We start from the raw sequence: 25427 nt of genomic DNA on the forward strand, positions 1-25427 counted from the left end.
TCCGCGAGTATCAGATGACGCGTTCGGCGAGCATCGCGAACTGATCGACCTCCGAACCTTCGTCATGGTCGGTCAGCGTCGTCGGATAGTCGCCGGTGAAGCACGCATCGCAATATTTCGGGCGGACATCCGCGCGCTTCGCCTCGCCGAGCGCCTTGTAGAGGCCGTCGATCGAGATGAAGTTCAGGCTGTCGGCATGGATGAAGCCGGTCATGCCGCCGAGGTCGAGCTTGGCCGCGAGCAGCTTCTCGCGTTCGGGCGTGTCGACACCGTAGAAGCACGAATGCCGCGTCGGCGGGCTGGCGATCCGCATATGGACTTCGGCAGCGCCTGCCTCGCGCATCATTTCGACGATCTTGAGCGAGGTCGTGCCGCGAACGATCGAATCGTCGACGAGGATGACCCGCTTGCCCTTGATCAGCGCGCGGTTGGCGTTGTGCTTGAGCTTCACGCCGAGGTGGCGGACCTTGTCGCCCGGCGAGATGAACGTGCGGCCGACATAATGCGAGCGGATGATGCCGAGCTCGAACGGAATGCCAGATTGCTGCGCATAGCCGATGGCCGCGGGCGTGCCTGAATCGGGGACCGGGATGACAAGATCGGCATCGACCGGTGATTCGATCGCGAGCTGCGCGCCGATCGCTTTGCGCACCGAATAAATCGAGTGATCGTCGACGATCGAATCGGGGCGCGAGAAATACACCCATTCGAAGATGCACGGCCGCGCCGCCATCGGCGCGAACGGCCGGATCGAGCGGATCTCTGAGCCTTGGACGATGACAAGTTCACCCGGCTCGATCGCGCGGACGAAGGTGGCGCCGACGACGTCGAGCGCGACGGTCTCGGAGGCAAAGATCACCGCGTCGCCCAGCTTGCCCATGACGAGCGGCCGGATGCCGAGCGGATCGCGGCAGGCGATCATGCCCTCCGGCGTCATCACGATCAGCGAATAGGCGCCTTCGATCTGCTTCAGCGCATCGATGAAGCGATCGAGCAACGTGCGGTAGTTCGATGTCGCAACGAGGTGGATGATCGTCTCGGTATCGCTGGTCGACTGGAAGATCGAGCCGCGGCGCACGAGCTCGCGACGCAAGCGCATCGCGTTCGAGATGTTGCCGTTATGCGCGATCGCGAAGCCGCCGGTCGACAGCTCGGCATAGAGCGGCTGGACGTTACGCAGCGCGGTTTCGCCGGTCGTCGAATAGCGGACATGACCACAGGCGACGGTGCCCGGCAGCGAGCGGATGACGTCGTCGCGGTCGAAGTTGCCGGCGACATGGCCCATCGCGCGATGCGTGTGGAAATGCGCGCCGTCGAAGGTCGTGATGCCGGCGGCTTCCTGGCCGCGGTGCTGCAACGCATGCAGCCCCAAGGCTACGAGCGCGGCTGCGCCATCGGTGGCCGAAACGCCAAACACCCCGCATTCTTCGCGGAGTTTGTCGTCATCATAAGGGTTTGTCGTCAGCATGCCGGTTCTCACGTCGTGCGGAAGCTGCCCTATACGAGCGGATCGCCGGCTTGTCGCCTGTTTGTAATAACATTGCGCGCCGCTGGTCGCATCCCGGCGGGTTTCGGGTATATCCGACGCATGACACACAGCCGCGACACGGGCCTGACGCTCGATCCGAAATTCGATTCCGCTGGGCTCCTGACCGCGGTCGTCACCGATCGCGTATCGGGCGACGTGCTGATGGTCGCGCACATGAACGCCGAGGCACTGGCCCAGACGCAGACGACCGGCGAGGCGCATTTCTGGTCGCGGAGCCGCAAGAAGCTATGGAAGAAGGGCGAGACGTCGGGGAACGTGCTGCGCGTCGCCGAGCTGCGGATCGATTGCGATCAGGATGCGGTGTGGGTGATCGCTGACGCGGCGGGGCCAGCGTGCCACACCGGCGAGCGGACCTGCTTCTTCCGCCGGATCGAGGGGGGCGGACTGGTGCCGGCCGAATGAAGCGGGCGTTGCTGCTCGCTCTCGTCTTGAGCGGGTGCGGGCAGGAGCCGTCTCGTACGGTCGCGGATAGTGCGGGGGCGCGGCTTGAGGCGGCGGCGGAGACCGCAGGGATCGTGTCCGACCCGAACGCGCCGCTGCAGGGGTACTGGGCGCGCGATACCGACCGGGTCTGCGTTATCGGCACCGAGAAGACCGCCCGGATCGGGGTCAGCGTCGACTACGGCGAAGATCAGGGCTGTGCCGCATCCGGGACCGTCGAGCGCTCGGACGATGCACTAAAAGTCGCATTTGGCGCGTGCAAATTCGACGCCCGGTTCGACGGCGATCGGATCGTCTTCCCCGCCGAGATGCCAGAAGCCTGTGAATCGCTGTGTACTGGCCGCGCCTCGCTAGCCGCGCTAGCCGTCGATCGGATCAGCGAATCGCGATCGGAGGCTTCGACGTTACGCTCAACGGGTGGGCGATCATCTGCGGGGAAGTTGCTCTGCGCTAATTGACGTTGACGTAAACGAGAGTTATTTGTCTCGGGATGGCGACACGAGCATCTCCTTCTCCGGTCTCTCCCGAATCCTACGCGGTGATCGAGCCGCGGCACGACCGTGAGAGCTTCACGATCTCCGACCTCTCCGCCGAGTTCGACGTGACAGCTCGCGCGTTGCGGTTCTACGAGGACGAGGGACTGATCGCGCCCGAGCGTCGCGGCACGCAGCGTATCTATTCGCACCGAGACCGCGCGCGTCTCGCCTGGATCCTGCGCGGCAAGCGCGTGGGGTTCAGCCTCGGCGAGATCCGCGAGATGATCGACCTCTACGATCTCGGCGATGGTCGGCGTGCACAGCGCCAGGTCGTGATCGAGCGCAGCCAGGCGCGGATCGCGCTGCTCACCGCGCAGAAGCGCGACATCGATCTCGCCATCGATGAACTCACCAGTTTCGTGGCCCTTCTCGAAGTCAGCCGCGCCCAGGACAACCAAGGATAAACCATGCCCCAGTATACGCCCCCCGTCCGCGACACGCGTTTCGTCCTCGAGCATGTCGTTGGCTTGCCACGCTATTCCAATCTCCCCGGCTTCGATGCCGCCTCCCCCGACGTCGTCGACGCGGTGCTTGAGGAGGGCGGCAAGTTCGTCGCCGAAGTGCTGTTCCCGCTCAACCTGTCGGGCGACCAGCAGGGTTGCACGTGGCATGAGGACGGCTCGGTGACGACGCCGGACGGCTTCAAGGAAGCGTATAAGCAGTATGTCGAGAGCGGCTGGGCGACGCTCGGCAACCAGCCGGAATATGGCGGGCAGGGGATGCCGCACGTCGTGTCGACCGCGTTCCAGGAATACATGATCTCGTCGAACATGGCGTTCGCGATGTATCCGGGCCTCACGCACGGCGCGATCGCCGCGCTGATCGCCAAGGGTTCGGACGCGCAGAAGGCGATGTACGTGCCGAAGATGGTGTCCGGCGAATGGGGCGGGACCATGAACCTGACCGAGCCGCAGTGCGGCACCGATCTCGGCCTGATCCGCACCAAGGCCGAGCCGCAGGCGGATGGCTCGTACGCGATCACCGGCACGAAGATCTTCATCTCGAGCGGCGAGCATGACCTGACCGACAACATCATCCACCTCGTGCTGGCGAAGACGCCGGGCGCGCCGGATAACGTGAAGGGCATTTCGCTGTTCGTCGTGCCGAAGGTGCTGGTGAACGAGGACGGTTCGCTCGGCGGGCGCAACGGCGTCACCTGCGGGTCGATCGAGCACAAGATGGGAATTCACGCAAATTCGACCTGCGTGATGAACTATGATTCGGCGACCGGCTGGCTGGTCGGCGAGGAGATGAAGGGCCTCGCCGCGATGTTCATCATGATGAACGCGGCGCGGCTCGGCGTCGGGCTTCAGGGGCTTGGTGTAGCCGAAGTCGCCTACCAGAATGCGGTCCAGTATGCGCAGGATCGCCGCCAGGGGCGCGCACTGACCGGGCCGAAGGAGCCGCAGGAGAAGGCGGACACGCTGTTCGTCCACCCCGACATCCGCCGCATGCTGATGGAGGGCAAGTCGCTGACCGAGGGTCTGCGCGCGCTGATCCTGTGGACCGCGCTCCAGGCCGATCTCGAGCATCATGCCGAGACCAAGGAGGAGCGCCAGCTGGCGGGTGACATCATCTCGCTGCTGACCCCGGTCATCAAGGGCTATGGCACCGACATGGGCTATGCGATCGCGACCAACGCGCAGCAGGTGTACGGTGGCCACGGCTACATCGCCGAATGGGGCATGGAGCAGTATGTCCGCGATGCCCGGATCGCGATGATCTACGAGGGCACCAACGGCGTGCAGGCGATGGACTTGGTCGGGCGCAAGCTCGCGCAGAATGGCGGACGCGGGATCCAGGCGTTCTTCAAGCTGGTGGCGGACGACGTCGCCGCGGCGAAGACCGATCCGGCGACGGCGGTGTTCGCCGAGGCGCTGGAGAAGGCGAACGGCCAGCTTCAGGCGGCGACGATGTGGTTCATGGCTAATGGCATGAAGAATCCTGAGAACGTCGGCGCGGGTGCGGTCAGCTACATGCACCTGATGGGGATCGTCGCGGTCGGCACGATGTGGCTGCGGATGGCGGTCGCTGCGACCAAGCTAAAGGCGGCAGGCGAGGGCGAGACTGCGTTCCTAGACGCCAAGCTGGTGACGGCGCGCTTCTATGCCGAGCGGATCCTGCCGGATGCGGGCGCACTACGTCGCAAGATCGAGGGTGGCGCGGAGTCGCTGATGGCGCTGCCGCCCGAGATGTTCATGGCGGCCTGATCGAAAACGGGGCGGATCGCCAAAGCTATCCGCCCCGTATGCCTCCCTCTGACGGGGAGGGATGCGTTGGCGCTATTTTGTAGCCGTCGCCGCTGCAGAAGACGATGTTTGCGTTGGCGATGACGACGCTGCAGCGCTCGATTTTTGCCGGACACCGCTCAGTTCTCCCGCACCTGCGGCTGCGTTCGGTGCGACTGGAGGGGACTGCGGTACTGCAGTCATCGTCGCCCGTGTCACGATGCATTGCGTCGGGTCCGCACGCTTGAACTGGCGGCAGTTCCAGAGCGAACGTTCATAATTGCTCCCCCGATCGCGCATATAGCTAAAGCTCAATGCGGCCATTTGGGCGAGGTCCAGCGGGATCGATGTCGCTGTTTTTGTGGCGTCCGTCCAGGCCATGAAGCGGCAAAAAGGTTTATCGCCGCAGGCTTGGGTTGCGAGTGCGACGAGGCCGTCGGCCGTTTGATTGCGCGGCAATGTAACGAGAACCGTATCACCGTCGACCGCGCTCGCCATGACCGAAGGGTCCGTCTCCGTCCCTGCAGCGAACCCCATTGCAGCCGATGCTTCGGCCAAGGCCGCATTGGCCTCGACGAGCGCGGCGCCAATTTTGTGCGCGTCGGAGAGCGTAGCGAGCTGTGTGATCACGGGCTCGATGGTTTCGGGGTGACGGCCGAATGCGGAGGGCGTCCCCCACCAGCCGGACCAGCGGAAGAACAGGTGCGTGTTGACCGCAGTGATCTTGTCGAGGCTCGACTGCCAGTATGGCACGACCCAGTCGGTATGATAGTGGGTAGCATATCCGACCTGCTTGAACACCGCGCCGTTAAGCGCCGCCGCGGCGACCTCGCGCGCACGCCGCCAGGCGTCATCAGTCGGGTGCCAGCGGGTTAGCGCGCCATCGCAACTGAAGCTGAATTGACAACCGGTTGAACGGTCCTGGCCCTCGAATACGACGCCGCATACCGTCTTGGGGAAAGCCGGGTGGCGCAGGCGGTTCAGCACGACCTGAGCGACCGCGCGTTCACCCAGCGTATCATCCCCGGCCTCGTAGAGGATGCCCGCCGCCATGCAGTCGGTGGCGCGTGCCAGATCCTCTGCGCCGCCAGCGAAGAGGAACGGCCGCGCAGCGGGGTTGGGCGCGGTCGAGAACGGCACGGTCGCATTGAACGCGCGTGCGTCGTCGGGCGTCAGGTCGACGAACTTTACCGGTTCGACCTGAGGCACTTCGGCTTGCGGCACGACCCGCCCCGGCGGCAGTTTAACCCGCTTCGACACGTGGACGATCGTCGGCGCGTTGGCGACCACGAGCGCGGGCCCAATGATCGCTAGCGCGGAAATTCCGACGATAGTGGCGCGCAGCACCGTCGTGCCGCGCGGGGATAGAGGCTTTGTCACTGTTCGGGCAGGAAGTCCGGGACCGACAGATAGCGCTCGCCGGTGTCGTAGTTGAAGCCGAGAACCCGAACGTTGTCAGGCAGATCGGGGAGCTTCTGAAGGATCGCTGCGAGCGTTGCGCCGGAGCTGATGCCGACCAGCATACCCTCTTCGGTTGCCGAGCGGCGCGCCATGTCCTTCGCCACCGCGGCATCGACCTCGATCACGCCGTCGAGCGCCTGGGTGTGCAGGTTCACCGGGATGAAGCCTGCACCGATGCCCTGGATCGGGTGCGGGCCGGGCTGGCCACCGGCGATCACCGGCGATGCGGCGGGCTCGACCGCGTAGACTTTGAGCGACGGCCATTCCTTCTTCAGCGCTTCCGCGACGCCGGTAATGTGGCCACCGGTGCCGACGCCGGTGATGATCACGTCGATCGGCGTGTCACGAAAGTCGGCGAGAATTTCCTGTGCGGTCGTAGCGACATGCACCGCGATGTTCGCGGGGTTTTCGAACTGCTGCGGCATCCACGAGCCCGGCGTCTGCTCGACGAGCTCCTTCGCACGCTCGATCGCGCCCTTCATGCCCTTCTCGCGCGGGGTCAGGTCGAAGGTCGCGCCATAGGCCAGCATCAGGCGGCGGCGTTCGATCGACATGCTCTCTGGCATGACGAGGACGATCTTGTACCCTTTGACGGCCGCGACGAGCGCCAGGCCGATGCCGGTGTTGCCGCTGGTCGGCTCGATGATCGTGCCGCCGGGCTGGAGGTGGCCGTCCTTCTCCGCCGCCTCGATCATGGCGAGCGCGATGCGGTCCTTGATCGAGCCGCCGGGGTTCGAGCGCTCGGACTTCACCCAGACTTCGGATTCGGGGAACAGCTTCGACAGGCGGACGTGCGGCGTGTTGCCGATCGTATCGAGGATCGAGTTGGCCTTCATGGCTTGGCTTCTCCGTGTTCGGGTTCGGTCTCTAGGATCTCTGGGGGATCAAAGGTTTTCGCGCGGCCTAGTTCCGGGAACAGTCGCGCCCAGCCGATCGTGATTGCAATAGCACCGACGCCGCCGAACACCACCGCGCCGACCGGACCGAGCAGCGATGCCATCACGCCGCTCTCGAATTCGCCGAGCTCGTTCGAGGCCGAAATGGTGAGCTGCGACACCGCGCTGACGCGGCCGCGCATTGCGTCGGGCGTGTGGAGCTGGATCAACGACTGGCGGACATAGACCGAGATCATGTCCGCGCCACCCGCGACGATCAGCGCGACGAGGCTGAGGACGAAGGCGGGCTGCACGGGGATGCCGCCGATCGTGCCGGGTGCGATGCCGAGTAGGTTTACGATGGGCGTGGCAATACCGAAGGTCAGGATCGCAAGGCCGAACACGACGACAGCCACGAGCATCTTCACGCCGACATTGGTGCTCATCGGGCGGACGGAGAACCAGATCGCGGTCACCGCCGCGCCGATGCCCATGCCCGCGGCGAGAACGCCGAGCCCCTGCGAACCGACGTGGAGGATGTCGCGCGAATAGACTGGGAGCAGCGAGGTCGCGCCGGCGAGCAGCACCGCGAACAGGTCGAGCGTGATCGTCGCGAGAACGAGGCGGTTGCGGCGGACGTAGGTGAAGCCCTCGATGATGCGGGCGAGGGGGCGGTGATCGGTCTGCGCGGCGGGCTGCGGCACCGGGCCGATCAGGAACATGAAGAGGAGCGCGACGACGAACAGGATCGTCGCGACGCCGTACGCGACCTCCGGGTGGATCGCGTAGAGGAGACCACCGACGCTGGGGCCCGCGATCGTGCCGACCTGCCAGGCGATCGAGCTGATCGCGATCGCGGTCGGGAGGACGGCGCGGGGGACCAGGTTGGGGGCGAGCGCGGAATAGGCCGGGCCGGAGAAGGCTCGGGCGATGCCGAACGCGACTGCGGCAACGAACAGCACGCCAAGCGTGAGGTGTCCGGTCCAGGTCAGCAACCACAGGGTCGCGGCGGTGAGTACCAGCAGCGCGGTCGTTCCGCGGACGATCCAGCGCCGGTCGAAGCTGTCCGCAACCAGTCCGGTGATCGGGGTAAGCAGGAACAACGGCACGAACTGCGCGAACCCGATCATGCCGAGCATGAAGGCGGCCTGGCGAATGTCCATCGTCTCGCGGGCGATGTTGTAGACCTGCCACCCGATCACGATCGACATCGCGCTGACGGCTATGGTGCCGGTGAACCGGGACAGCCAATAGGCGCGGAAATTGGCGATCCGGAGGGGATGCTGGTGGGGGTCTGCGGTGGAGTCCATTGCGACTGGCTTTAGGCGGTGGTGCGAGGGGAGGGCAACCGGAGCTTTGCTTGGGGTGGGGATAGCGGCGCGAGCCAAGGTTGCTTGTCCCCCTTGTTCTCCCGCGAAGGCGGGAGCCCAGACGGGGCTCCCGCCTTCGCGGGAGAACAAGGGGGAGGGAGACACCGTCCTTTGGCAGACATGCCCCTGCCACCATTTCTCCGCCAGTATCACCACCCCGGCGAAGGCCGGGGTCCAATTGGTGGACGTCGCCAACTGAGTGACGCGCATCGTTACTGCAACCTCACCAATTGGGCCCCGGCCTCTGCCGGGGAGGTGGCCTGCTGGGAAAGGGTGGCCGCGAAACACGCAGGCAGAAAGCCCCATCCCACACCCCGCAAACCGACATACCCCAGACGGGAATTGATGTTCCGCCCCGTCCGCGCCTATAGGCTCCCTCAACTCCCCTACGGAAAACGAGGTTTCCCACATCGTGGCCAAGACCCCCCCACCAGTACGCGCTATCGCCGAACCGCCGATCACCAACCGCGAACGACCGGCCGAACCAAAGCCGTACGAAGCGTCGAAGGACGAACTGCTCGAAATGTATCGGCAGATGCTGCTGATCCGCCGTTTCGAGGAAAAAGCGGGCCAGCTCTATGGCTTGGGCCTGATCGGTGGCTTCTGCCATCTCTACATCGGCCAGGAAGCCGTCGCTGTCGGCCTCCAGTCCGCGCTCAACGGCGAGACCGATTCGGTGATCACCGGCTACCGCGATCACGGCCACATGCTCGCCTACGGGATCGACCCGAAGGTGATCATGGCCGAGCTGACCGGGCGCAATTCGGGGATCTCGAAGGGCAAGGGCGGGTCGATGCACATGTTCTCGACCGAGCATAAATTCTACGGCGGCCACGGCATCGTCGGTGCGCAGGTGTCGCTCGGCACCGGCCTCGCGTTCAAGCACAAATACTCGAACGACGGCGGCATCTGCATGGCCTATTTCGGCGACGGCGCCGCGAACCAGGGCCAAGTGTACGAGAGCTTCAACATGGCCGAGCTGTGGAAGCTCCCGATCATCTTCGTGATCGAGAACAACCAGTACGCGATGGGCACGAGCGTCAACCGCGCCTCCGCCGAGGACCAGCTGTATCGCCGCGGCGAGAGCTTCCGCATTCCCGGCATCCAGGTCGACGGCATGGACGTGCTCGCCTGCCGCGGTGCCGCCGAGGAAGCGCTGGCATGGGTCCGCGCGGGCAAGGGTCCGGTCATCCTCGAGATGAAGACCTATCGCTATCGTGGCCACTCGATGTCGGATCCAGCCAAGTACCGCACGCGCGACGAGGTCCAGGCGGTCCGCGACAAGTCGGATCCGATCGATCACATGAAGAAGCTGCTCGACGCGCAGGGCGTGACCGAGGCGGACCTCAAATCGCTTGAACAGGAAATCAGGAAAATCGTGAACGAAGCCGCCGATTTCGCCGAGCAGACCCCGGAGCCGGATGCTGCCGAGCTCTACACTGACGTTCTGGTGGAGAAATACTGATGGCGATCGAGATCAAGATGCCCGCGCTCTCCCCGACGATGGAAGAGGGCACGCTGGCCAAGTGGCTCGTCAAGGAAGGCGACAGCGTCAAGTCCGGCGACATCCTCGCCGAGATCGAGACCGACAAGGCGACGATGGAGTTCGAGGCGATCGACGAAGGCACGATCGGTTCGATCGCCGTCGCCGAAGGCACCGACAACGTGAAGGTCGGCACCGTCATCGCGACGATCCTCGAAGAGGGCGAGAGCGCGAGCGACCAGAAGCCTGCGGAAGCACGCTCGGGCGATGCGGCCAACGCCGCGCCGAAGGAGACGCCGTCGGACGACAAGTCACCGCCGGTTCCCGAAGGCGCTTCGCCCGCCAAGGCCGAGAGCGGCACGCAGCAACTTGTCGCATCGGCCGAGAAGGTCGGCATCTCCGACCCGGCGATCCCCGAGGGCACCGAGATGGTCAAGACGACCGTCCGCGAGGCGCTTCGTGACGCGATGGCCGAGGAAATGCGCGAGGACGACCGCGTCTTCGTGATGGGCGAGGAAGTCGCGCAGTATCAGGGCGCGTACAAGGTCACGCAGGGGTTGCTCGACGAGTTCGGCGACCGTCGCGTCATCGACACGCCAATCACCGAATACGGCTTTGCCGGCATCGGCGCGGGCGCGGCGATGGGGGGCTTGCGCCCGATCGTCGAGTTCATGACCTTCAACTTCGCGTTGCAGGCGATCGACCACATCATCAACTCGGCCGCCAAGACCAACTACATGTCGGGTGGCCAGATGCGCTGCCCGATCGTGTTCCGCGGTCCCAACGGCGCGGCGTCGCGTGTGGGTGCGCAGCATTCGCACAACTTCGCGGCATGGTATGCGAGCGTCCCCGGCCTGATCGTGATCGCGCCGTATGACGCGGCGGACGCGAAGGGCCTGCTCAAGGCCGCGATCCGCACCGAAGACCCCGTCGTGTTCCTCGAGAACGAGCTGATGTACGGCCGCAGCTTCGACGTCCCCAAGCTCGACAACCACGTCCTGCCGATCGGCAAGGCGCGGATCGTCCGCGAGGGCAAGGACGTGACGATCGTAAGCTACTCGATCGGCGTCGGCATTTCGCTCGAAGCCGCCGAGAAGCTCGCCGAGGAAGGCATCGACGCGGAGGTCATCGACCTGCGCACGCTGCGCCCGCTCGACACCGACACGGTGCTGAAGAGCCTCGCCAAGACCAACCGCATGATCATCGTCGAAGAGAATTGGGCAACCTGCTCGATCGCCTCGGAGATCGTGTCGGTGGTGATGGAACACGGCTTCGACGACCTCGACGCGCCGGTGCTGCGCGTGACCAATGAGGACGTGCCGATGCCGTATGCGGCGAACCTCGAAAAGCTGATGCTGGTCGACGTCGCGAAGGTCGTGACGGCGGCGAAGAAGGTGACCTACAAGGGCTGATGTTCGCGTCCAGTCGCGGCATGTCGCCGTGGCTGGACGTCAGCTCGTATATTTGTCGCAGGTCATGCGCGTTGCGGTCGGCGATGGATTATAAATCTCGCCAAAATCATGTCGGTCGCGAACGGTGAATGACGCGATATGATGGATCTTCGCGGCACCGTACGGCAGCCCGCCGGTTCCCACGACTGGCATGTAGAGGTGGTCGACTTGCATATCGTCCCGGTTGGGTTTTACCGGCTAGCACGTGACCGTGCAGGTCCCGTTGTTGAGATCACCGCGTCAAGCGGCGACCCTTCATAGTTCTAGTTCTTTGGATTCCGGCGTCAGTTCCTTGGTTGCATACCCGGCATTGACCGTGGACGTGTACGTCGCGAAGTCATAGCGTAGGTCGATCGTAGAACTGACGATACGGCGGACCCTGTAAGTCCGGCCCAACGGGTGTCGTAAACAAGCGCGTAATCGTCTGTTCGCGGCGCTTGATGGCCGGTATGCGCGGTCGATGACCCCGGAAGATCCCCTGCGCGCGCTCGCAATCAGTTATGCACCGGTACCTGCAAGGGCAGCGCTAGCGACGCTGTTTGTGCTCGATGACAAATTTTCCGGTATCTTGCGATCGACACGCGAGCCACTCATCGGGCAGATGCGGCTAACATGGTGGTACGAGGCGCTGGCTCGATTGGATGCCACGCCGCCGCCGGCCGAGCCACTGCTGCGCGAACTATACGCCACGGTTCTACCGGCAGGTGTATCCGGCACCATGCTGGCCGAATTGACCGATGGTTGGGACGTACTGCTTGACCCTGCGTTGGATGAGGCCGCGATCGACCGGTTTGCGGTACGGAGGGGACGGCGGTTGTTTGAACTCGCTGGCGCAGTCCTGGGTATTGTCGACGATCGCATAGGGCTTGCCGGAGAAGGGTGGGCACTGGCTGACTTGGCGCTGCGAACGCTGACGCCGTCGGACCGTGACGCGGTGCGAGCGCGGGCGGTGGAGCGACTTGATCGCGCGCTACAGGGGCGTTGGCCGGTACCCGGACGGGCGCTCGGCGCGATGACGCTGTCCGCTAGGTTCCACGCCGCCGAGGCACCCGAGACGCTGGGGAGCGCAAGGCATGTCGGACGCTTAGCGTGGCACAGACTGACCGGATACTGACCCATCATATGGGGATCGTCGCGTTCGAGGCCTAGCGTGCGCGCTTGGCAGGCGGGGCGACGGCGATGTGGCGATATCTGGCGGGCGGTACGGCGGTGATCGCGTTGATCATCGCGGGGTTCCTGGTCTTCAGTGGGAATGCGCGGCCGCGGCCGCTGCTGCCCGCGCAACCGGTATCGCAATCGGGCGAAGCGCCTGTCGCGAGCGATCCGCTACCAGACGCCGTGCCCCAAGCCACCGACAAGACCCGCGAGCAGAAGCGCTTCGATCGCTACGACAAGGACCGCGATGCGAAGATCACGCGGGAGGAATACCTCGTCCAGCGGCGCAAGGCTTACGCGCGGCTCGATGTGGACGGCGACGGCAAGCTGTCGTTCTACGAGTGGGCGGTGAAGGCGACGATTAAGTTTGCCGACGCGGATCGCGACAAATCGGGCACGATGACCGCGCCCGAATTTGCCACGACCGCGGTCAAGCGGAAGGGGCCAGCTCGGGTGAATTGTCCACCGTCTCAGGCTGTTGCCGAGGAGAGTTGAGCCACTCTGCAAGCGCCGCGCGGCCCCGGTCGGTGTACATCTTCTTGCGATCGGTCTTCTTGGTGCGGCCGGGAATCGGCGGGAACAGCCCGAAGTTCACGTTCATCGGCTGATACGTCTCGGCCTCCGCGCCGCCGGTGATGTGGCCCAGCAGGGCGCCGAGCGCGGTCGCGTAGGGTGGCGGCGTCAACGTCTTGCCCGTCAGTTCGGCCGCCGCGAACAACCCTGCGAGCATACCGATCCCGCAGCTCTCGATATACCCCTCACACCCGGTGATCTGGCCGGCGAAGCGGATGTTGGGGCGCGACTTCAGCCGCAGCGTCTCGTCCAGCAGTTCGGGCGAGCGGATGAAGGTGTTGCGATGGAGCCCGCCCAACCGCGCGAACTCGGCGTTCTCAAGACCGGGGATGGTCCGGAATAGCCGCACCTGGTCGGCGTGCTTGAGCTTGGTCTGGAAGCCGACGATGTTCCACAACGTGCCCTGCGCGTTGTCCTGCCGGAGTTGGACGACCGCGTGCGGCCAGCGCCCGGTCTTCGGGTTGTCGAGCCCGACCGGCTTCATCGGGCCATAGCGCAGCGTGTCGACGCCGCGCTCGGCCATCACCTCGATCGGCATGCAGCCGTCGAAATACGGCGTGTCCTTCTCCCAGTCCTTGAACGGGGTCTTCTCGCCGTCGACCAAGCCCTGGTGGAAGGCGAGATACTGGTCCTTGTCCATTGGGCAGTTGATGTAATCCTTGCCCTCACCCTTGTCCCAGCGCGACGCGAACCACGCGGTGTCCATGTCGATCGAATCGCGGTGCACGATCGGCGCGAGCGCGTCGAAGAACGCGAGCGCCTCGCGGCCGGTCTCCGCACCGATCCCCGCGGCGAGCGATGCGGCGGTGAGCGGGCCGGTGGCGATGATGGTCGGGCCATCCGGAAGCGCGTCGATGCGTTCGCGCACCAACGTGATGTTCGGATGCTGGTCGATCGCCTCGGTCACGCTGTTCGAGAAATTGTCGCGATCGACCGCGAGCGCGGAGCCCGCGGGGACGCGGTGGATGTCCGCCTGGCGCATGATCAGCGAACCGAGCGTGCGCAGTTCCTGATGAAGCAGGCCAACCGCGTTGCTGTCGGCATCGTCCGAGCGAAAACTGTTCGAGCAGACGAGTTCGGCGAGCCCGTCGGTCTGGTGCGCGGGCGTACCTTCGCCGCTGCCGCGCATTTCGGAGAGGCGCACCTTGAGGCCCGCTTCGGCGAGTTGCCAGGCGGCTTCGGAACCGGCGAGGCCGCCGCCGATGACGTGAATATCGTGGGTCATTCCGGTCAGATAGCGCGGGACGCCTGTCCTGTCAGCGGTTGTCGTGCCAGCGGTGTAATCCCACTTCGCCTTCATGACCCACCCCACGAAGATCTTCACGATCGGCTACGAAGCCACGACGATGGCCGATTTCCTCAGCACGCTGAAGGCGGCGGGGGTGGAGCGGGTGATCGACGTCCGCGCGCTCCCGTTGTCGCGGCGGCCGGGGTTTTCGAAGACCTCGCTGGCTGCGTCGTTGCGCGAGGTCGATATCGACTATGTGCATCTGAAGGCGCTCGGGACGCCGAAGCGCGGACTTGACGCGGCAAAGAAGGGCGACGTAGCGACGCTTACCGCGGTGTACGATGAGCAACTCGACCTCCCCGAGGCACAGGCGCAGGCCGCGATCATGCTCGGGCTCGCCGCGGAGAAGCCGAGCGCGCTGCTCTGTTACGAACGCGACCCGTGCCACTGCCACCGAACCTTGCTGTTGCAGGCGGTGGGCGAGGGGGCAGAGGTCGTGGATCTTTATACGTAGGCCGGGCTAGCCGCCCCTTCGTAAAACCCGGCCGCGCCGCCTCGTCCGCTACCCGCACTATCCGTCACCCCAGCGAAAGCTGGGGTATTCCTGTTTGGCGTGCGACATCTGCCCCGAGAGATACACCAGCTTTCGCTGGGGTGACGGTAAGATAGGTGGGGCATGCGAGAGGTTGCGGTCGAGGGTTAATGTCGACAGCGTGACGCAGGGGAATGTTGCGTTGCAGCACACTCTCCGCTAACGAGCCCCTACTCGCTTGGACCCGGTGCAATTCCGGGTGGCTATTCCGGCCGCCGATCCGCCGGACAACGCACCGACGCTTTTATCACGAACCGCCCGCGCAACCGCCGCGGTTCTCGCGTCCTATGCGGATACACACATGACATCATATTCTCGTTACCGGGCCGAATGGTTCAGCGGCCCCACGGCTGCGCGCCGTGACGTTCTCGCCGGCATGGTCGGCACCTTCGCGCTGATCCCCGAGGTCATCGCCTTCTCGTTCGTTGCCGGCATCGATCCCGAAGTCGGCCTGTTCGCCTCTTTCGTGATCGGCATCGTCATCGCGGTCGCTGGCGGGCGCCCCGCGATGATCTCCGGTGCGGCAGGCTCCGTCGCGCTGGTCGCCGCCGCGCTCGTCCACGCGCACGGCCTGCAATATCTGCTCGTCGCGACGATCCTCGCGGGCGCACTCCAGATCGCCTTCGGGCTCGCCAAGCTCGACATATTGATGCGGTTCGTCTCGAAGTCGGTCCATGCCGGCTTCGTCAACGCGCTCGCGATCCTGATCTTCTCCGCGCAGGTGCCGCAGATGGTCGGCGTCAGCTGGCAGGCGTATGCGATGATCGCCGGTGGCCTAGCGATCATCTACCTCATGCCCCGGATTTCCAGCGCGATTCCCTCGCCGCTGATATGCATCGTCGTGCTTACCGCGATCGCGATGTGGTTTCCGATGCCGCTGAAGACGGTCGGCGATCTAGGCCGCTTGCCGGATTCGCTGCCGTCGTTCGGGTTGCCCGACGTTCCGCTGACCTGGGACACGCTGCGGATCGTCGCGCCCTATGCGTTCGCGATGGCCGCGGTCGGCCTGCTCGAATCGATGATGACCGCCAGCGTGGTCGACGAACTCACCGAGACCACCAGTTCGAAGGCGCGCGAGTGCACGGGGCTCGGCCTCGCCAACATCGCGGCGGGCGCGTTCGGCGGCATCGCCGGGTGCGGGATGATCGGCCAGACCGTCGGCAATGTCCGCTATGGCGGCACCGGGCGGCTCTCGACGATGGTCGCGGGCGTGTTCCTGCTGATCGTCATGGTCCTGCTGCGGCCATGGGTCGCGCAGGTGCCGGTCGCGGCGCTGGTCGCGATCATGATCATGGTGTCGATCAGCACCTTCTCCTGGGGCTCGCTCCGCGACCTCGCGCGGCACCCGAAGATGTCGAGCGTGGTGATGGTCGCGACCGTCGTCGTCACCGTCGCGACGCACGACCTGTCGCTCGGCGTCGGGGTCGGCGTGCTGCTCAGCGGCGTGTTCTTCGCGTGGAAGGTGACGCGGATGATGGACGTCGCAATCGATCACGACGTGGCAACCGACACGCGTATCTACCGGGTAAGCGGTCAGATCTTCTTCGCCAGCGCCGACATTTTCGCCGATCGGTTTGACCTGCGCGAGACGGCCCGCGCCGTCCGCATCGACCTAACCAACGCGCATCTTTGGGACGTCACGGCGGTCGCCGCGCTCGAAGATGTCGTCGGCAAACTGCGCCGCCACGGTCGCGAGGTCGAGGTCATTGGCCTGAACACCGCGAGTGCCACACTGGTCGATCGCCATGCCCCGCTGATGATGGACCCGATCGAGGGGTAATGCTCGATCTTTGGGGCGGGCGAGAAATACGATGCTGTACGCGCCGCCGCGACGTCCTACGTCGAGGAGGATGACGAAACTTCCAGATACCTGCCCCGTGTCGCTCACGCATCTCCAGCGGCTCGAGGCCGAGAGCATCCACATCCTTCGCGAGGTGGTCGCCGAGTGCGAGCGCCCGGTAATGCTCTACAGCGTCGGCAAGGATTCCGCGGTGATGCTGCACCTGGCGCGGAAAGCCTTTTATCCGTCGCCACCGCCTTTCCCGCTGCTGCATGTCGATACGACGTGGAAGTTCAAGGCGATGTACGATCTGCGCGACCGGATGGCGGCGGAGAGCGGGATGGACCTGCTCGTCTACAAGAACCCCGAGGCCGAGGCGCGCGGGATCAACCCGTTCGATCACGGTGCTCTGCACACCGATATGTGGAAGACCGAGGGGCTGAAGCAGGCGCTCGACCTCCACGGCTTCGATGCGGCATTCGGAGGCGCGCGGCGCGACGAGGAGAAGAGCCGCGCGAAGGAGCGCGTCTTCTCGTTCCGTGCGGCGCATCACCGCTGGGACCCGAAGCAGCAGCGCCCCGAGCTGTGGAACCTCTATAATGCTCGGAAAGCGAAGGGCGAGAGCATTCGCGTCTTCCCGATCTCGAACTGGACCGAACTCGATGTCTGGCAGTATATCCAGCTCGAGGACATCCCGATCGTCCCGCTCTATTTCGCCGCACCGCGCCCTACCGTCGAGCGCGACGGCATGCTGCTGATGGTCGACGACGATCGCTTTCGGCTCGAGCCTGGCGAGGTGCCGGTGGAGCGCTCGATCCGTTTCCGCACGCTCGGCTGCTACCCGCTGACGGGAGCGGTAGAGAGCGAGGCCGACAACCTGTCCGCGGTGATCCAGGAGATGCTGCTGACTACTACCAGCGAACGCCAGGGCCGCGCGATCGACCGCGACGCGGGCTCGGCGAGCATGGAGAAGAAGAAGCAGGAGGGCTATTTCTGATGGCTACGCGCACGCAGGAGTCCGCCTATCAGGTGCAGGACATCATCGCCGAGGACATCGACGCCTATCTGCTCCAGCACCAGCATAAGAGTCTGCTCCGATTCATTACCTGCGGGTCTGTCGACGACGGAAAGTCGACGCTTATCGGGCGGTTGCTGTACGATTCTAAGATGATTTTCGAGGATCAGCTCGCTGCGCTGGAGAGCGATTCGAAGAAGGTCGGCACGCAAGGCCAGGAGATCGATTTCGCGCTGCTGGTCGACGGGCTCGCCGCCGAGCGCGAGCAGGGCATTACGATCGACGTCGCCTATCGCTATTTCTCGACCGAGAAGCGCAAGTTCATCGTCGCCGATACGCCGGGGCATGAACAATACACACGCAACATGATCACCGGCGCGTCGACCGCCGATCTCGCGGTGATCCTAATCGATGCGCGCAAGGGCATCCTGACGCAGACCAAGCGCCACAGCTATCTCGCGCACCTGATCGGCATCCGGCACCTCGTGCTGGCGGTCAACAAGATGGACCTCGTCGGCTACGACCAAGCGACCTACGACCGGATCGTCGCGGACTATGCGGCGTTTGCGGAGTCGATCGGGATTGCCGGCTTCACGCCGATGCCGATTTCGGGGTTCAAGGGCGACAACATTACAGCCGCAAGCGCGAATACGCCCTGGTACGACGGGCCGACGCTGATCGACCATCTCGATACGGTGACGCTCGACGTCAGCGAGGATCAGGCGGGCGCGTTCCGGATGCCGGTGCAGTGGGTGAACCGTCCCAATCTCGACTTCCGGGGCTTTTCGGGGCTGGTCGCGAGTGGGTCGATCGCGCCGGGCGATGCGGTGCGCATCCTGCCGGGCGGGCGCACCTCAACGATCGCCCGCGTTGTAGCGTTCGGCGGCGATCTGCCGAGTGCGGTCGCCGGGCAATCGGTGACGCTGACGCTGGCGGACGAGATCGATTGCTCGCGCGGCGACGTGATCGTGGCCGCCGAGTCGCCGCCGGAAGTGGCGGATCAGTTCGAGGCGACCGTAGTCTGGATGGCGGACGAGGCGATGCTGCCGGGGCGCTCTTATTGGCTCAAGCTCGCGACACAGACCGTGACGGCGACCATCCAGCAGCCAAAATACGCGATAAATGTCAACACTATGGAACGGCTTGCTGCCAAGACGTTGGAGCTCAATGCGATCGGTGTCGCGAACCTGTCGACCGACCGGCCGCTGGTGTTCGAGCCCTATGCGGACAATCGCCAGCTCGGCGGGTTCATCCTAGTGGACAAGATCACCAACGCGACGGTGGCGGCGGGGATGCTGCACTTCTCGCTCCGGCGTGCGCAGAACGTACACTGGCAGGCGACCGATATCGGCCGTGAGGCGCACGCCGCGCTGAAGAACCAGAAGGCGGCGGTGCTGTGGTTCACGGGGCTGTCGGGTGCGGGCAAGTCGACGATCGCCAATCTGGTCGAGATGAAGCTGGCCCGGATGAACCGGCACACGTTCCTGCTCGACGGCGACAATGTCCGCCACGGGCTGAACCGCGACCTCGGCTTCACCGATGCCGACCGGGTCGAGAATATTCGGCGCGTCGGCGAGGTCGCCAAGCTGATGACCGATGCCGGGCTGATCGTGATCACCGCATTCATCTCGCCGTTCCGCGCCGAGCGCGAGATGGTGCGGCAGATGATGGCGCCGGGCGAGTTCATCGAGGTGCATATCGACACGCCGCTCGCCGAGGCCGAGCGGCGCGACGTTAAGGGGCTGTATGCGAAGGCGCGGGCGGGCAAGCTGGCGAACTTCACTGGGATCGATTCACCTTATGAAGCACCGGCGAACCCGGAGATCCGGATCGACACGACCGGTATGACGCCTGACGAAGCCGCCGATGCGATCGTCGCGGTGCTGATTCCATGAGCAGTGCGATGACCGACGGCGAACTCGCCGCGCATCTGGCCGAGACGGCGGGGCGGTTGCTGCTCGAAGTGCGACGGTCGGGCGTGTTCTCGCCCGGCGCACTCGGCAAGGCCGGGGACGAGACCGCGAACGCGTTCCTCGTCCATGCGTTGCAGGATGCGCGGCCGGACGACGGTCTGTTGTCCGAGGAACGTCGATGTGACGGGACGCGGACGGCGATGTCGCGCGTGTGGATCGTCGATCCGGTTGACGGAACGCGCGAATATGGCGAGGCGCGCGACGATTGGGCGGTGCATGTCGCGCTCGCGATCGACGGGGTCGCGGAGGTCGGTGCGGTGGCATTACCGGGATTGGGTCTGGTCCTGCGTTCGGACCAGCCCGCACCGGTGCCACCGCCGGGTGATCCACTACGGATGGTCGTCAGCCGGACGCGGCCTGCGCCCGAGGCGGTGAAGGTTGCGGAAGTCCTTGGCGCGACGCTGATCCCGATGGGCTCGGCCGGCGCAAAGGCGATGGCGGTAGTCCGCGGAGAGGCGGATATCTACCTGCATTCAGGCGGGCAGTATGAGTGGGATTCGGCCGCGCCGGTGGCGGTAGCGGCAGCGTTCGGGCTGCATTGCAGCCGGATCGACGGGTCGCCGTTGGTGTATAATTGTCGGGATGTCTACATGCCCGACCTGCTGATCTGCCCGGTTGCGCTGCGCGATCGGGTCATGGCGGCGATGACGGCGTAGACTTCGACCTGATCCTCCCCCCGGAGGAGGTGGCACCGAAGGTGACGGAGGGGGGGACACGGAACAGAGGTTTCCCTTACCTCCCCCTCCGCCAGGCTACGCCTGCCACCTCCCCCTGGCGGGGGAGGATCGTAAAACGTCCGCTACTGCTGCGGTTCGGCGTCGTTCTCCACCGGCGCTTCATCGCGCGTCACGCGCGCGGTCATGCCCGTGGCGTCGGCATCGTCAAGCATCTGCTCGTCCGGCGCGACCGGCTTTTCGCGCGGCGGTTCGACCACGGCAGGTGCGGCCGGCGCCGCTTCGACCGGCGCAGCCTCGACCGGGGCAGGGGCCGCCTCGGACTCGGTTACGCCGGTATCCTCGACCATATTCGTATCCGTCGGCGGCTGCTCGGGCTCGGAGCGCGAGCAGCCGGCCAGCGCCATCGCGGCAAGCAAGCCGCCGGCGATGGCGGTACGGGTGCGGGTGAAAATCGTCATGTCTGACCCTCTCAGCGAGCGGCGATCGTCTGGCGTGCGGTGCGCGCCTCGATCTTGGAGGCGAGGATGCCGTCCCAGTCATAGGGATCGGCGCGGAAGTTCATCTGGCCGTTGCCGCTGGCAAACGCGGTCCAGTAGAGCAGATAGACCGACACAGGCTTGGTCAGGCGAGCACGGACCGTGTCACCCTTGGCAACCGCAGCGTCAACCATCTCGGGCGTCCACGCGGGATCACCCTTGAGCAGCAGGTCGGCGAGTTCGGCAGGCTTTTCAAGGCGAACGCAGCCATGGCTCGCAAGCCGGCTAAAGCTCGCGAACTTCGCACGGCTTGGCGTATCGTGGAGATAGACCGAATAGTCGTTGGCGAAATCGAACTTGAACCGCCCCAAAGCGCTCTGGTCGCCAGCTTGTTGCTGAAGTCGCGTGCCGTCGATCACCTTGATGCCGTTGCGCTTGAAATAGCCCGGGTTCGCGCGTTCCTTCGGCCACAATTCCTTCGTAGCGATCGACGTCGGCACGTTCCAGGGCGGGTTGATGACGATGCTGTGGATCGTCGACGAGAGCATCGGCGTTTCGTCGCCCGGTCGCCCGGTGACCGCGCGCATCGACTGCACCGGCGTGTCGCCGTCGAACACCGTGAGCACCGCGGCGGCGATGTTCACCTGGATACGGTCGCGCGGCAGGTCTTGCGGCAGCCAGCGCCAGCGCTCCATGTTCGCCATGATCTGACGCACGCGGTCGGTTGCCGACACATTGAGCGCAGCCAGCGTCTGCGTCGAGACGATCCCGCTGGGGTTGAGGCCGTAGCGTCGTTGCGCGCGACGGACCGCATCGACGAGCGCGGCATCGAATTTGTCGCCGCTCGTCGAGACGTCCTTGTCCTCGGCCGCCAGCCGCTTGCGCAGCGCCAGCACGCGCGGACCGGATGCGCCGATGGTGAAGTCCGGGCCGGACGCCAGCGGAGACCAGCCCCCCGTAGCGGCGATCGATCGGTAATTCTGGAGGCCCTTACGAAGCCCGTCATAGCCGGCATAGGGCGGCGGCAGCGACGCGAACCACGCGGCGATCCGATCGAGCCGGACCGCGTCGGCAAACGCCGGGGTCGGATCATAGGCCGGCGGACGCAGGCCCCAATCCTTCTGGAAATCGGCGCCGCTGAGACGACCGGCATGCACCGCGCGCGCATGGTCGAGCGCGGCACGGACGAGTTCGTCCTTGCTCGGCGCGCTGGTCGATACCGTGGCGGCGGACTTCAGACCCTGTGCGACGATGTCGCCATTGAGCAGCTTGTCGAGCAGCGCGGCCTGCGTGTCGCTCAGCGGCGGCACGGTGATCACCGGTGGCGCGAGCGTCGGCGTTGGCATGGCAGCAGGCGTGGTCGGGACGACCGGCGGCGGCGTAACCTGCGCAAACGACGGAGTTGCCATCAACAGCGGGGCCGCCGCGAGCACGGACCGGATCACGCCAGTCTTCATTCGTCCATCATCGAAACCGCGAGCCATAATCGTCCTGTCTTGTATCTGGTCGATGCTTTCGCACGACGTAGCTCTCCCTTAGCTGAACCGGACTCGCTAAGCATCGCCAATCGGGGAAAATTAACGGTTGAGGCTCCGGATTAGGGTTTTTCCTGCCGGGCAAGCACTTCATAGGCCATCACGGCCGTTGCGACGGCGGCGTTGAGGCTGTCCGCCTTGCCCAGCATTGGAATCTTGACCAGCACGTCGCAGGCTTGGGCCATTTCGGGCGGCATGCCCTGCGCTTCGTTGCCGGTGAGCAGGAAGGTCGGGCCGGTATAGGTCGCGGACCGGTAGTCGGTGTCGGTGTCGAGGCTCAGCCCGACCAGTTGTCCGGGGCCGGTGCGCAGCCAGGCGTGAAACGGCTCCCATTCGGTCTTCACCACCGGGATCGTGAACAGCGCGCCCATGCTCGCGCGGACCGCCTCGACCGAGAAGGGGTCGACCGACTCGCCGATTAGGATAAGTCCACCCGCACCGACCGCGTCGCCGGTGCGCAGGATTGTGCCAAGATTGCCGGGATCGCGCAGGCGTTCCGCGACGAGCCAGATGCCGGAGCTGGTCCGATCGAGGTCTTCGAGCGTCGCGTCGAACTCGTCGAACACGCCGACCACGGCTTGCGGGTTATCCTTGCCCGACAGCTTCGACAGAATATCCGGCGTGGTCTGGATCGAATCACCGCCGGCATCCTCGACGTCCATCGACAGCGCGTGCACCAATGGATGGTTCGCGCTGGCCGCTGCATAGAACAAGGTGCGGGGCAGGCGGCCAGTCTCACGCGCCTCGGTGAGGATGCGCAGGCCCTCGGCGAGGAACTGCTCGGCCGCACGCCGATGTCGCTTGTCGCGCAGGTCGCGGACATACTTGATCAGCGGGTTCGAAAAGGCGGTTATCTCGCGGGGCATCTAGCGCCCCTTCCGCGTGCGGGAGGGGTTGGGGGAGGGGTTTGTAAACACGCCGTCGCTCATGCCCTCCCCCGACCCCTCCCGCAAGCGGGAGGGGAGAAAGACGGTCAATCCTCGCCGAACTTCGCCTCGACCAGTTCGGCCAGCGCAGCCACGGTATGCTCCGCGCCATCGCCGCTCGCGCTGATCGTAATGGCGTCGCCCATCGCCGCGCCAAGCATCATCAGCCCCATGATCGACGTGCCGGTGACGTGATCCGACCCGTCCTTCGTGACGCTAACCTCGACCGGATGCGAGGAGGCGAGCGTGACGAACTTGGCGCTGGCGCGCGCGTGAAGCCCGCGGCGGTTGGTGATCTGCACGGTGCGCGAGACCTGGCTCACGCGGCCGCCTCGCCGAGAACCTCGGACGCTACCGAGATGTATTTCCGACCAGCCTCGCGCGCTGCCGCGACCGCAGCGACGACCGTCATCGATTTCCGCGCCGAGCCGAGCCGGATCAGCATCGGCAGGTTCATGCCCGCGATCACCTCGATCCGCCCGCGCTCCATCAGCGAGATGGCGAGATTGGACGGGGTGCCGCCGAACAGGTCGGTCAGCACGATCACCCCGCGGCCGACATCGACCGCCTGGATCGCGGCGGCGATATCCGCGCGGCGCTCTTCCATATCGTCGTCGGGACCGATCGCGATCGGCTCGACGCGTTCTTGCGGACCGACGACATGGATCATCGCGCGAACGAATTCCTCGGCCAATCGACCGTGGGTTACTAGAACAAGGCCGATCATATCAGCGTTTCATACTCATAAGACGACCGGTGATCCTTCGAGCGCATCTTGTGGAGCGGCCCCCAGGTCGCGGTGGACGATACTGGGCGAAAATCCCGCGTCGCGCAACCGTCGGGCGACACGGTCGGCGACATGCACCGACCGGTGTCTCCCTCCGGTACACCCGAATGCCACCGTGACGTAGGACTTGCCCTCCGCCCGGTAGCGCGGGAGCAACAACATCAGCAGCTCCTCGATTCGACTCACTGCGGCTTCGTAGGCGGGATCCTCGATGATGTAGGCAGAGACGTCTGCGTCGAGCCCGGTACCGGGACGGAGTGCTGCGTCCCAGTGCGGATTACGGAGGAAGCGCATGTCGAACACCAAATCGGCGTTGCGCGGTAGCCCGCGGGCGAACCCGAACGATCGGATCGACAGAGTCGGCTCACCGAGATCGTCGCCACCGAAGCTCGTGCGGATTTGTTGGGCGAGCTCGTTCGCCGCCATGTCGGTGGTGTCGATCAGCCGGTTCGCCCAGTCGCGCAACGGGGCGAGCAACTCGCGTTCGCGTCCGATGCCGTCATTGGCGGGACGATCGAGCGCGAGCGGGTGCCGCCGCCGCGTCTCGGAATAGCGGCGTTCGAGTTCGCTACCGGAGCAGTCGAGGAACAGGATCCCGACCTCCAAGCCGTGACGATCACGCAGATCGCGGATTCGGCGGATAATCCGCTCCGGATCGAAATCGCGGGTCCTCGCGCCGATACCGATCGCGAGCGGTCGCGAATCGTCGGTCGATCCTTCGGGAAGCGGTGCATCGAGGAGGCGGTCGAGCAGCAGCAGCGGGAGGTTGTCGACGACCTCCCAGCCGAGATCCTCGAGCGTCTTGAGGACGGTCGACTTGCCCGCCCCAGACATGCCGGTGACGAGTAGGATGTCCTTCGGTCGAGTCATGGCGAACACATCATTCTAGAGGCTCCGGATTGCGCAATGCGAGTTCGACCTTGATCGGGGCGGAGGCTTCGAACGGATCGACCGCGAACTGACGGATTTCGATCCCGGCGATTTTTCGGGCGCGGCGTTCGGGCATGCGGTCTATCGCGCCATCGACGCGGACAAGCAGGCCGACGGGAACATCCTCGACATAGGGCATGGCGAGGATACCGATCCCCCGGACTTCGATCCGCCCGGCGATGGTCGCCGGAGCGCGTGCGCGGAGCATTTTGCCGGCGCGGATCACGAGCGTCTGGTCGTCACTGACGAGGACGGCACCGCGGTCGATCAGGCGTAAGGCGAGGTCGGACTTGCCCGATCCGGACACGCCCTCGATCATGACCGCCACGCCGCCGATGGCGACCGTGGTGGCGTGGAGCCTGTCGGAGGAGGGGACGACCACCAAG

The 25427-nt window shown here is 65.1% G+C and carries 26 protein-coding genes and 1 other annotated feature; of the genes, 13 read left to right on the forward strand and 13 right to left on the reverse strand.

Translation table 11 applies throughout. The features are described 5' to 3' along the window. Positions 1-10 precede the first annotated feature (10 nt). Complete coding sequence (purF, locus tag C8J40_RS06400; protein ID WP_056058607.1) at positions 11-1468, reverse strand: amidophosphoribosyltransferase; 1458 nt, start codon at positions 1466-1468, stop codon at positions 11-13. A 120-nt stretch (positions 1469-1588) separates the two neighbouring features. On the opposite strand from purF, the gene hisI reads away from it, so the two are divergent. Genes hisI through C8J40_RS06420 form a run of 4 tightly spaced genes read left to right on the forward strand, consistent with a single transcriptional unit; the run spans position 1589 to position 4736 of the window. After that, positions 1589-1951 (forward strand): phosphoribosyl-AMP cyclohydrolase, encoded by a 363-nt coding sequence (gene hisI, locus C8J40_RS06405; RefSeq protein ID WP_132896303.1) that lies wholly within the window; start codon positions 1589-1591, stop codon positions 1949-1951. Beyond that, positions 1948-2448 (forward strand): hypothetical protein, encoded by a 501-nt coding sequence (locus C8J40_RS06410; RefSeq protein ID WP_132896304.1) that lies wholly within the window; start codon positions 1948-1950, stop codon positions 2446-2448. The genes hisI and C8J40_RS06410 overlap by 4 nt, the downstream gene beginning before the upstream one ends. Positions 2449-2480: 32 nt before the next feature. Beyond that, positions 2481-2930, forward strand: coding sequence for a MerR family DNA-binding transcriptional regulator (locus tag C8J40_RS06415; RefSeq protein ID WP_132896305.1), 450 nt, complete (start codon positions 2481-2483; stop codon positions 2928-2930). Between the two features lie 3 nt (positions 2931-2933). Further along, positions 2934-4736: an acyl-CoA dehydrogenase C-terminal domain-containing protein gene (locus tag C8J40_RS06420; RefSeq protein ID WP_132896306.1), complete on the forward strand. Its 1803-nt coding sequence runs from the start codon at positions 2934-2936 to the stop codon at positions 4734-4736. A gap of 72 nt (positions 4737-4808) precedes the next feature. Here the strand turns inward: C8J40_RS06420 and C8J40_RS06425 are convergent, their stop codons facing one another. Genes C8J40_RS06425 through C8J40_RS06435 form a run of 3 tightly spaced genes read right to left on the reverse strand, consistent with a single transcriptional unit; the run spans position 4809 to position 8400 of the window. Next, positions 4809-6134: a cell wall hydrolase gene (locus C8J40_RS06425; RefSeq protein WP_132896307.1), complete on the reverse strand. Its 1326-nt coding sequence runs from the start codon at positions 6132-6134 to the stop codon at positions 4809-4811. Next, positions 6131-7051: a cysteine synthase A gene (gene cysK / locus C8J40_RS06430; protein ID WP_056048760.1), complete on the reverse strand. Its 921-nt coding sequence runs from the start codon at positions 7049-7051 to the stop codon at positions 6131-6133. Before cysK ends, C8J40_RS06425 begins: the two co-directional genes overlap by 4 nt. Then, positions 7048-8400 carry an MFS transporter gene (locus tag C8J40_RS06435; RefSeq protein ID WP_132896308.1) on the reverse strand — a complete coding sequence of 451 codons (1353 nt, stop codon included), beginning with the start codon at positions 8398-8400 and terminating at the stop codon, positions 7048-7050. The genes cysK and C8J40_RS06435 overlap by 4 nt, the downstream gene beginning before the upstream one ends. Before the next feature lie 472 nt (positions 8401-8872). On the opposite strand from C8J40_RS06435, the gene pdhA reads away from it, so the two are divergent. Both pdhA and C8J40_RS06445 read left to right on the forward strand, forming a co-directional pair. Continuing rightward, positions 8873-9925: a pyruvate dehydrogenase (acetyl-transferring) E1 component subunit alpha gene (gene pdhA, locus C8J40_RS06440; protein ID WP_056475462.1), complete on the forward strand. Its 1053-nt coding sequence runs from the start codon at positions 8873-8875 to the stop codon at positions 9923-9925. Then, positions 9925-11355, forward strand: a complete 1431-nt coding sequence (locus C8J40_RS06445; RefSeq protein WP_132896309.1) for a pyruvate dehydrogenase complex E1 component subunit beta — start codon at positions 9925-9927, stop codon at positions 11353-11355. Before pdhA ends, C8J40_RS06445 begins: the two co-directional genes overlap by 1 nt. 39 nt (positions 11356-11394) lie before the next feature. Here the strand turns inward: C8J40_RS06445 and C8J40_RS20205 are convergent, their stop codons facing one another. Then, positions 11395-11547, reverse strand: coding sequence for a hypothetical protein (locus tag C8J40_RS20205; RefSeq protein WP_165911378.1), 153 nt, complete (start codon positions 11545-11547; stop codon positions 11395-11397). Between the two features lie 307 nt (positions 11548-11854). Here C8J40_RS20205 and C8J40_RS06450 point away from each other — a divergent pair, with 307 nt between their 5' ends. Both C8J40_RS06450 and C8J40_RS06455 read left to right on the forward strand, forming a co-directional pair. Then, positions 11855-12508 carry a hypothetical protein gene (locus C8J40_RS06450; protein WP_132896310.1) on the forward strand — a complete coding sequence of 218 codons (654 nt, stop codon included), beginning with the start codon at positions 11855-11857 and terminating at the stop codon, positions 12506-12508. Between the two features lie 65 nt (positions 12509-12573). Continuing rightward, on the forward strand, positions 12574-13044 hold the full coding sequence (locus C8J40_RS06455) for an EF-hand domain-containing protein (RefSeq protein ID WP_132896311.1): 471 nt from the start codon (positions 12574-12576) through the stop codon (positions 13042-13044). Here C8J40_RS06455 and trmFO read toward each other — a convergent pair. Further along, a complete protein-coding gene (gene trmFO, locus C8J40_RS06460) occupies positions 12980-14347 on the reverse strand; it encodes a methylenetetrahydrofolate--tRNA-(uracil(54)-C(5))-methyltransferase (FADH(2)-oxidizing) TrmFO (RefSeq protein WP_132896624.1) in 1368 nt (455 codons plus the stop codon). The two genes, C8J40_RS06455 and trmFO, sit on opposite strands and share 65 nt — an antisense overlap. A 73-nt stretch (positions 14348-14420) precedes the next feature. On the opposite strand from trmFO, the gene C8J40_RS06465 reads away from it, so the two are divergent. From C8J40_RS06465 to C8J40_RS06485, 5 genes are all read left to right on the forward strand, one after another. Beyond that, positions 14421-14864, forward strand: a complete 444-nt coding sequence (locus C8J40_RS06465) for a DUF488 domain-containing protein (protein WP_132896312.1) — start codon at positions 14421-14423, stop codon at positions 14862-14864. 255 nt (positions 14865-15119) lie between these two features. Further along, positions 15120-15175: a sequence feature (sul1 is cis-regulatory element that is thought to sense ions involved in sulfur or methionine metabolism; They are found in Alphaproteobacteria), on the forward strand. A gap of 68 nt (positions 15176-15243) precedes the next feature. Beyond that, complete coding sequence (locus C8J40_RS06470) at positions 15244-16722, forward strand: SulP family inorganic anion transporter (protein WP_132896313.1); 1479 nt, start codon at positions 15244-15246, stop codon at positions 16720-16722. Between the two features lie 70 nt (positions 16723-16792). Further along, the gene (cysD, locus tag C8J40_RS06475) at positions 16793-17719 is read left to right on the forward strand and encodes a sulfate adenylyltransferase subunit CysD (RefSeq protein ID WP_132896314.1); all 927 of its coding nucleotides are present in this window, start codon (positions 16793-16795) and stop codon (positions 17717-17719) included. Beyond that, the gene (gene cysN, locus C8J40_RS06480; RefSeq protein WP_132896315.1) at positions 17719-19632 is read left to right on the forward strand and encodes a sulfate adenylyltransferase subunit CysN; all 1914 of its coding nucleotides are present in this window, start codon (positions 17719-17721) and stop codon (positions 19630-19632) included. Before cysD ends, cysN begins: the two co-directional genes overlap by 1 nt. Next, positions 19629-20366: a 3'(2'),5'-bisphosphate nucleotidase CysQ gene (locus C8J40_RS06485; RefSeq protein WP_132896316.1), complete on the forward strand. Its 738-nt coding sequence runs from the start codon at positions 19629-19631 to the stop codon at positions 20364-20366. Before cysN ends, C8J40_RS06485 begins: the two co-directional genes overlap by 4 nt. Positions 20367-20509: 143 nt before the next feature. On the opposite strand, the gene C8J40_RS06490 is transcribed toward C8J40_RS06485, so the two are convergent. The 7 genes from C8J40_RS06490 to C8J40_RS06520 form a co-directional block, all read right to left on the reverse strand. Continuing rightward, entirely contained in the window at positions 20510-20845 is a 336-nt protein-coding gene (locus C8J40_RS06490) for a hypothetical protein (RefSeq protein WP_132896317.1), read from the reverse strand. 11 nt (positions 20846-20856) lie between these two features. Continuing rightward, positions 20857-22320 carry a L,D-transpeptidase family protein gene (locus tag C8J40_RS06495; protein ID WP_132896318.1) on the reverse strand — a complete coding sequence of 488 codons (1464 nt, stop codon included), beginning with the start codon at positions 22318-22320 and terminating at the stop codon, positions 20857-20859. A gap of 140 nt (positions 22321-22460) precedes the next feature. Continuing rightward, positions 22461-23264, reverse strand: a complete 804-nt coding sequence (locus C8J40_RS06500; protein ID WP_132896319.1) for an RNA methyltransferase — start codon at positions 23262-23264, stop codon at positions 22461-22463. A gap of 107 nt (positions 23265-23371) precedes the next feature. Next, entirely contained in the window at positions 23372-23647 is a 276-nt protein-coding gene (locus C8J40_RS06505) for an HPr family phosphocarrier protein (protein ID WP_132733989.1), read from the reverse strand. Further along, the gene (locus C8J40_RS06510; protein WP_132896320.1) at positions 23644-24051 is read right to left on the reverse strand and encodes a PTS sugar transporter subunit IIA; all 408 of its coding nucleotides are present in this window, start codon (positions 24049-24051) and stop codon (positions 23644-23646) included. The genes C8J40_RS06505 and C8J40_RS06510 overlap by 4 nt, the downstream gene beginning before the upstream one ends. Positions 24052-24066: 15 nt before the next feature. Next, positions 24067-24981 carry an RNase adapter RapZ gene (gene rapZ / locus C8J40_RS06515; RefSeq protein ID WP_132733993.1) on the reverse strand — a complete coding sequence of 305 codons (915 nt, stop codon included), beginning with the start codon at positions 24979-24981 and terminating at the stop codon, positions 24067-24069. A 10-nt stretch (positions 24982-24991) separates the two neighbouring features. Further along, positions 24992-25426, reverse strand: coding sequence for an HPr kinase/phosphatase C-terminal domain-containing protein (locus C8J40_RS06520; protein ID WP_132733995.1), 435 nt, complete (start codon positions 25424-25426; stop codon positions 24992-24994). Between the last annotated feature and the right edge of the window lies 1 nt (position 25427).

It is taken from the genome of Sphingomonas sp. PP-CC-3A-396 (assembly GCF_004343105.1).
In the GTDB taxonomy this organism is placed as follows: domain Bacteria; phylum Pseudomonadota; class Alphaproteobacteria; order Sphingomonadales; family Sphingomonadaceae; genus Sphingomonas.

Excerpts from the sequence above, each read along its gene's own strand:
- trmFO (WP_132896624.1), bottom strand. The coding sequence starts at position 14,347 with ATGACCCACGATATTCACGTCATCGGCGGCGGCCTCGCCGGTTCCGAA.
- cysN (WP_132896315.1), top strand. The coding sequence starts at position 17,719 with ATGGCTACGCGCACGCAGGAGTCCGCCTATCAGGTGCAGGACATCATC.
- C8J40_RS06420 (WP_132896306.1), top strand. The coding sequence starts at position 2,934 with ATGCCCCAGTATACGCCCCCCGTCCGCGACACGCGTTTCGTCCTCGAG.
- C8J40_RS06415 (WP_132896305.1), top strand. The coding sequence starts at position 2,481 with ATGGCGACACGAGCATCTCCTTCTCCGGTCTCTCCCGAATCCTACGCG.
- rapZ (WP_132733993.1), bottom strand. The coding sequence starts at position 24,981 with ATGACTCGACCGAAGGACATCCTACTCGTCACCGGCATGTCTGGGGCG.
- C8J40_RS20205 (WP_165911378.1), bottom strand. The coding sequence starts at position 11,547 with ATGCCAGTCGTGGGAACCGGCGGGCTGCCGTACGGTGCCGCGAAGATC.
- C8J40_RS06410 (WP_132896304.1), top strand. The coding sequence starts at position 1,948 with ATGAAGCGGGCGTTGCTGCTCGCTCTCGTCTTGAGCGGGTGCGGGCAG.
- C8J40_RS06445 (WP_132896309.1), top strand. The coding sequence starts at position 9,925 with ATGGCGATCGAGATCAAGATGCCCGCGCTCTCCCCGACGATGGAAGAG.
- C8J40_RS06465 (WP_132896312.1), top strand. The coding sequence starts at position 14,421 with ATGACCCACCCCACGAAGATCTTCACGATCGGCTACGAAGCCACGACG.
- C8J40_RS06500 (WP_132896319.1), bottom strand. The coding sequence starts at position 23,264 with ATGCCCCGCGAGATAACCGCCTTTTCGAACCCGCTGATCAAGTATGTC.
- C8J40_RS06485 (WP_132896316.1), top strand. The coding sequence starts at position 19,629 with ATGAGCAGTGCGATGACCGACGGCGAACTCGCCGCGCATCTGGCCGAG.
- purF (WP_056058607.1), bottom strand. The coding sequence starts at position 1,468 with ATGCTGACGACAAACCCTTATGATGACGACAAACTCCGCGAAGAATGC.
- C8J40_RS06450 (WP_132896310.1), top strand. The coding sequence starts at position 11,855 with ATGACCCCGGAAGATCCCCTGCGCGCGCTCGCAATCAGTTATGCACCG.
- cysD (WP_132896314.1), top strand. The coding sequence starts at position 16,793 with ATGACGAAACTTCCAGATACCTGCCCCGTGTCGCTCACGCATCTCCAG.
- C8J40_RS06470 (WP_132896313.1), top strand. The coding sequence starts at position 15,244 with ATGACATCATATTCTCGTTACCGGGCCGAATGGTTCAGCGGCCCCACG.
- C8J40_RS06455 (WP_132896311.1), top strand. The coding sequence starts at position 12,574 with ATGTGGCGATATCTGGCGGGCGGTACGGCGGTGATCGCGTTGATCATC.
- hisI (WP_132896303.1), top strand. The coding sequence starts at position 1,589 with ATGACACACAGCCGCGACACGGGCCTGACGCTCGATCCGAAATTCGAT.
- cysK (WP_056048760.1), bottom strand. The coding sequence starts at position 7,051 with ATGAAGGCCAACTCGATCCTCGATACGATCGGCAACACGCCGCACGTC.
- C8J40_RS06510 (WP_132896320.1), bottom strand. The coding sequence starts at position 24,051 with ATGATCGGCCTTGTTCTAGTAACCCACGGTCGATTGGCCGAGGAATTC.
- C8J40_RS06495 (WP_132896318.1), bottom strand. The coding sequence starts at position 22,320 with ATGAAGACTGGCGTGATCCGGTCCGTGCTCGCGGCGGCCCCGCTGTTG.
- C8J40_RS06490 (WP_132896317.1), bottom strand. The coding sequence starts at position 20,845 with ATGACGATTTTCACCCGCACCCGTACCGCCATCGCCGGCGGCTTGCTT.
- C8J40_RS06435 (WP_132896308.1), bottom strand. The coding sequence starts at position 8,400 with ATGGACTCCACCGCAGACCCCCACCAGCATCCCCTCCGGATCGCCAAT.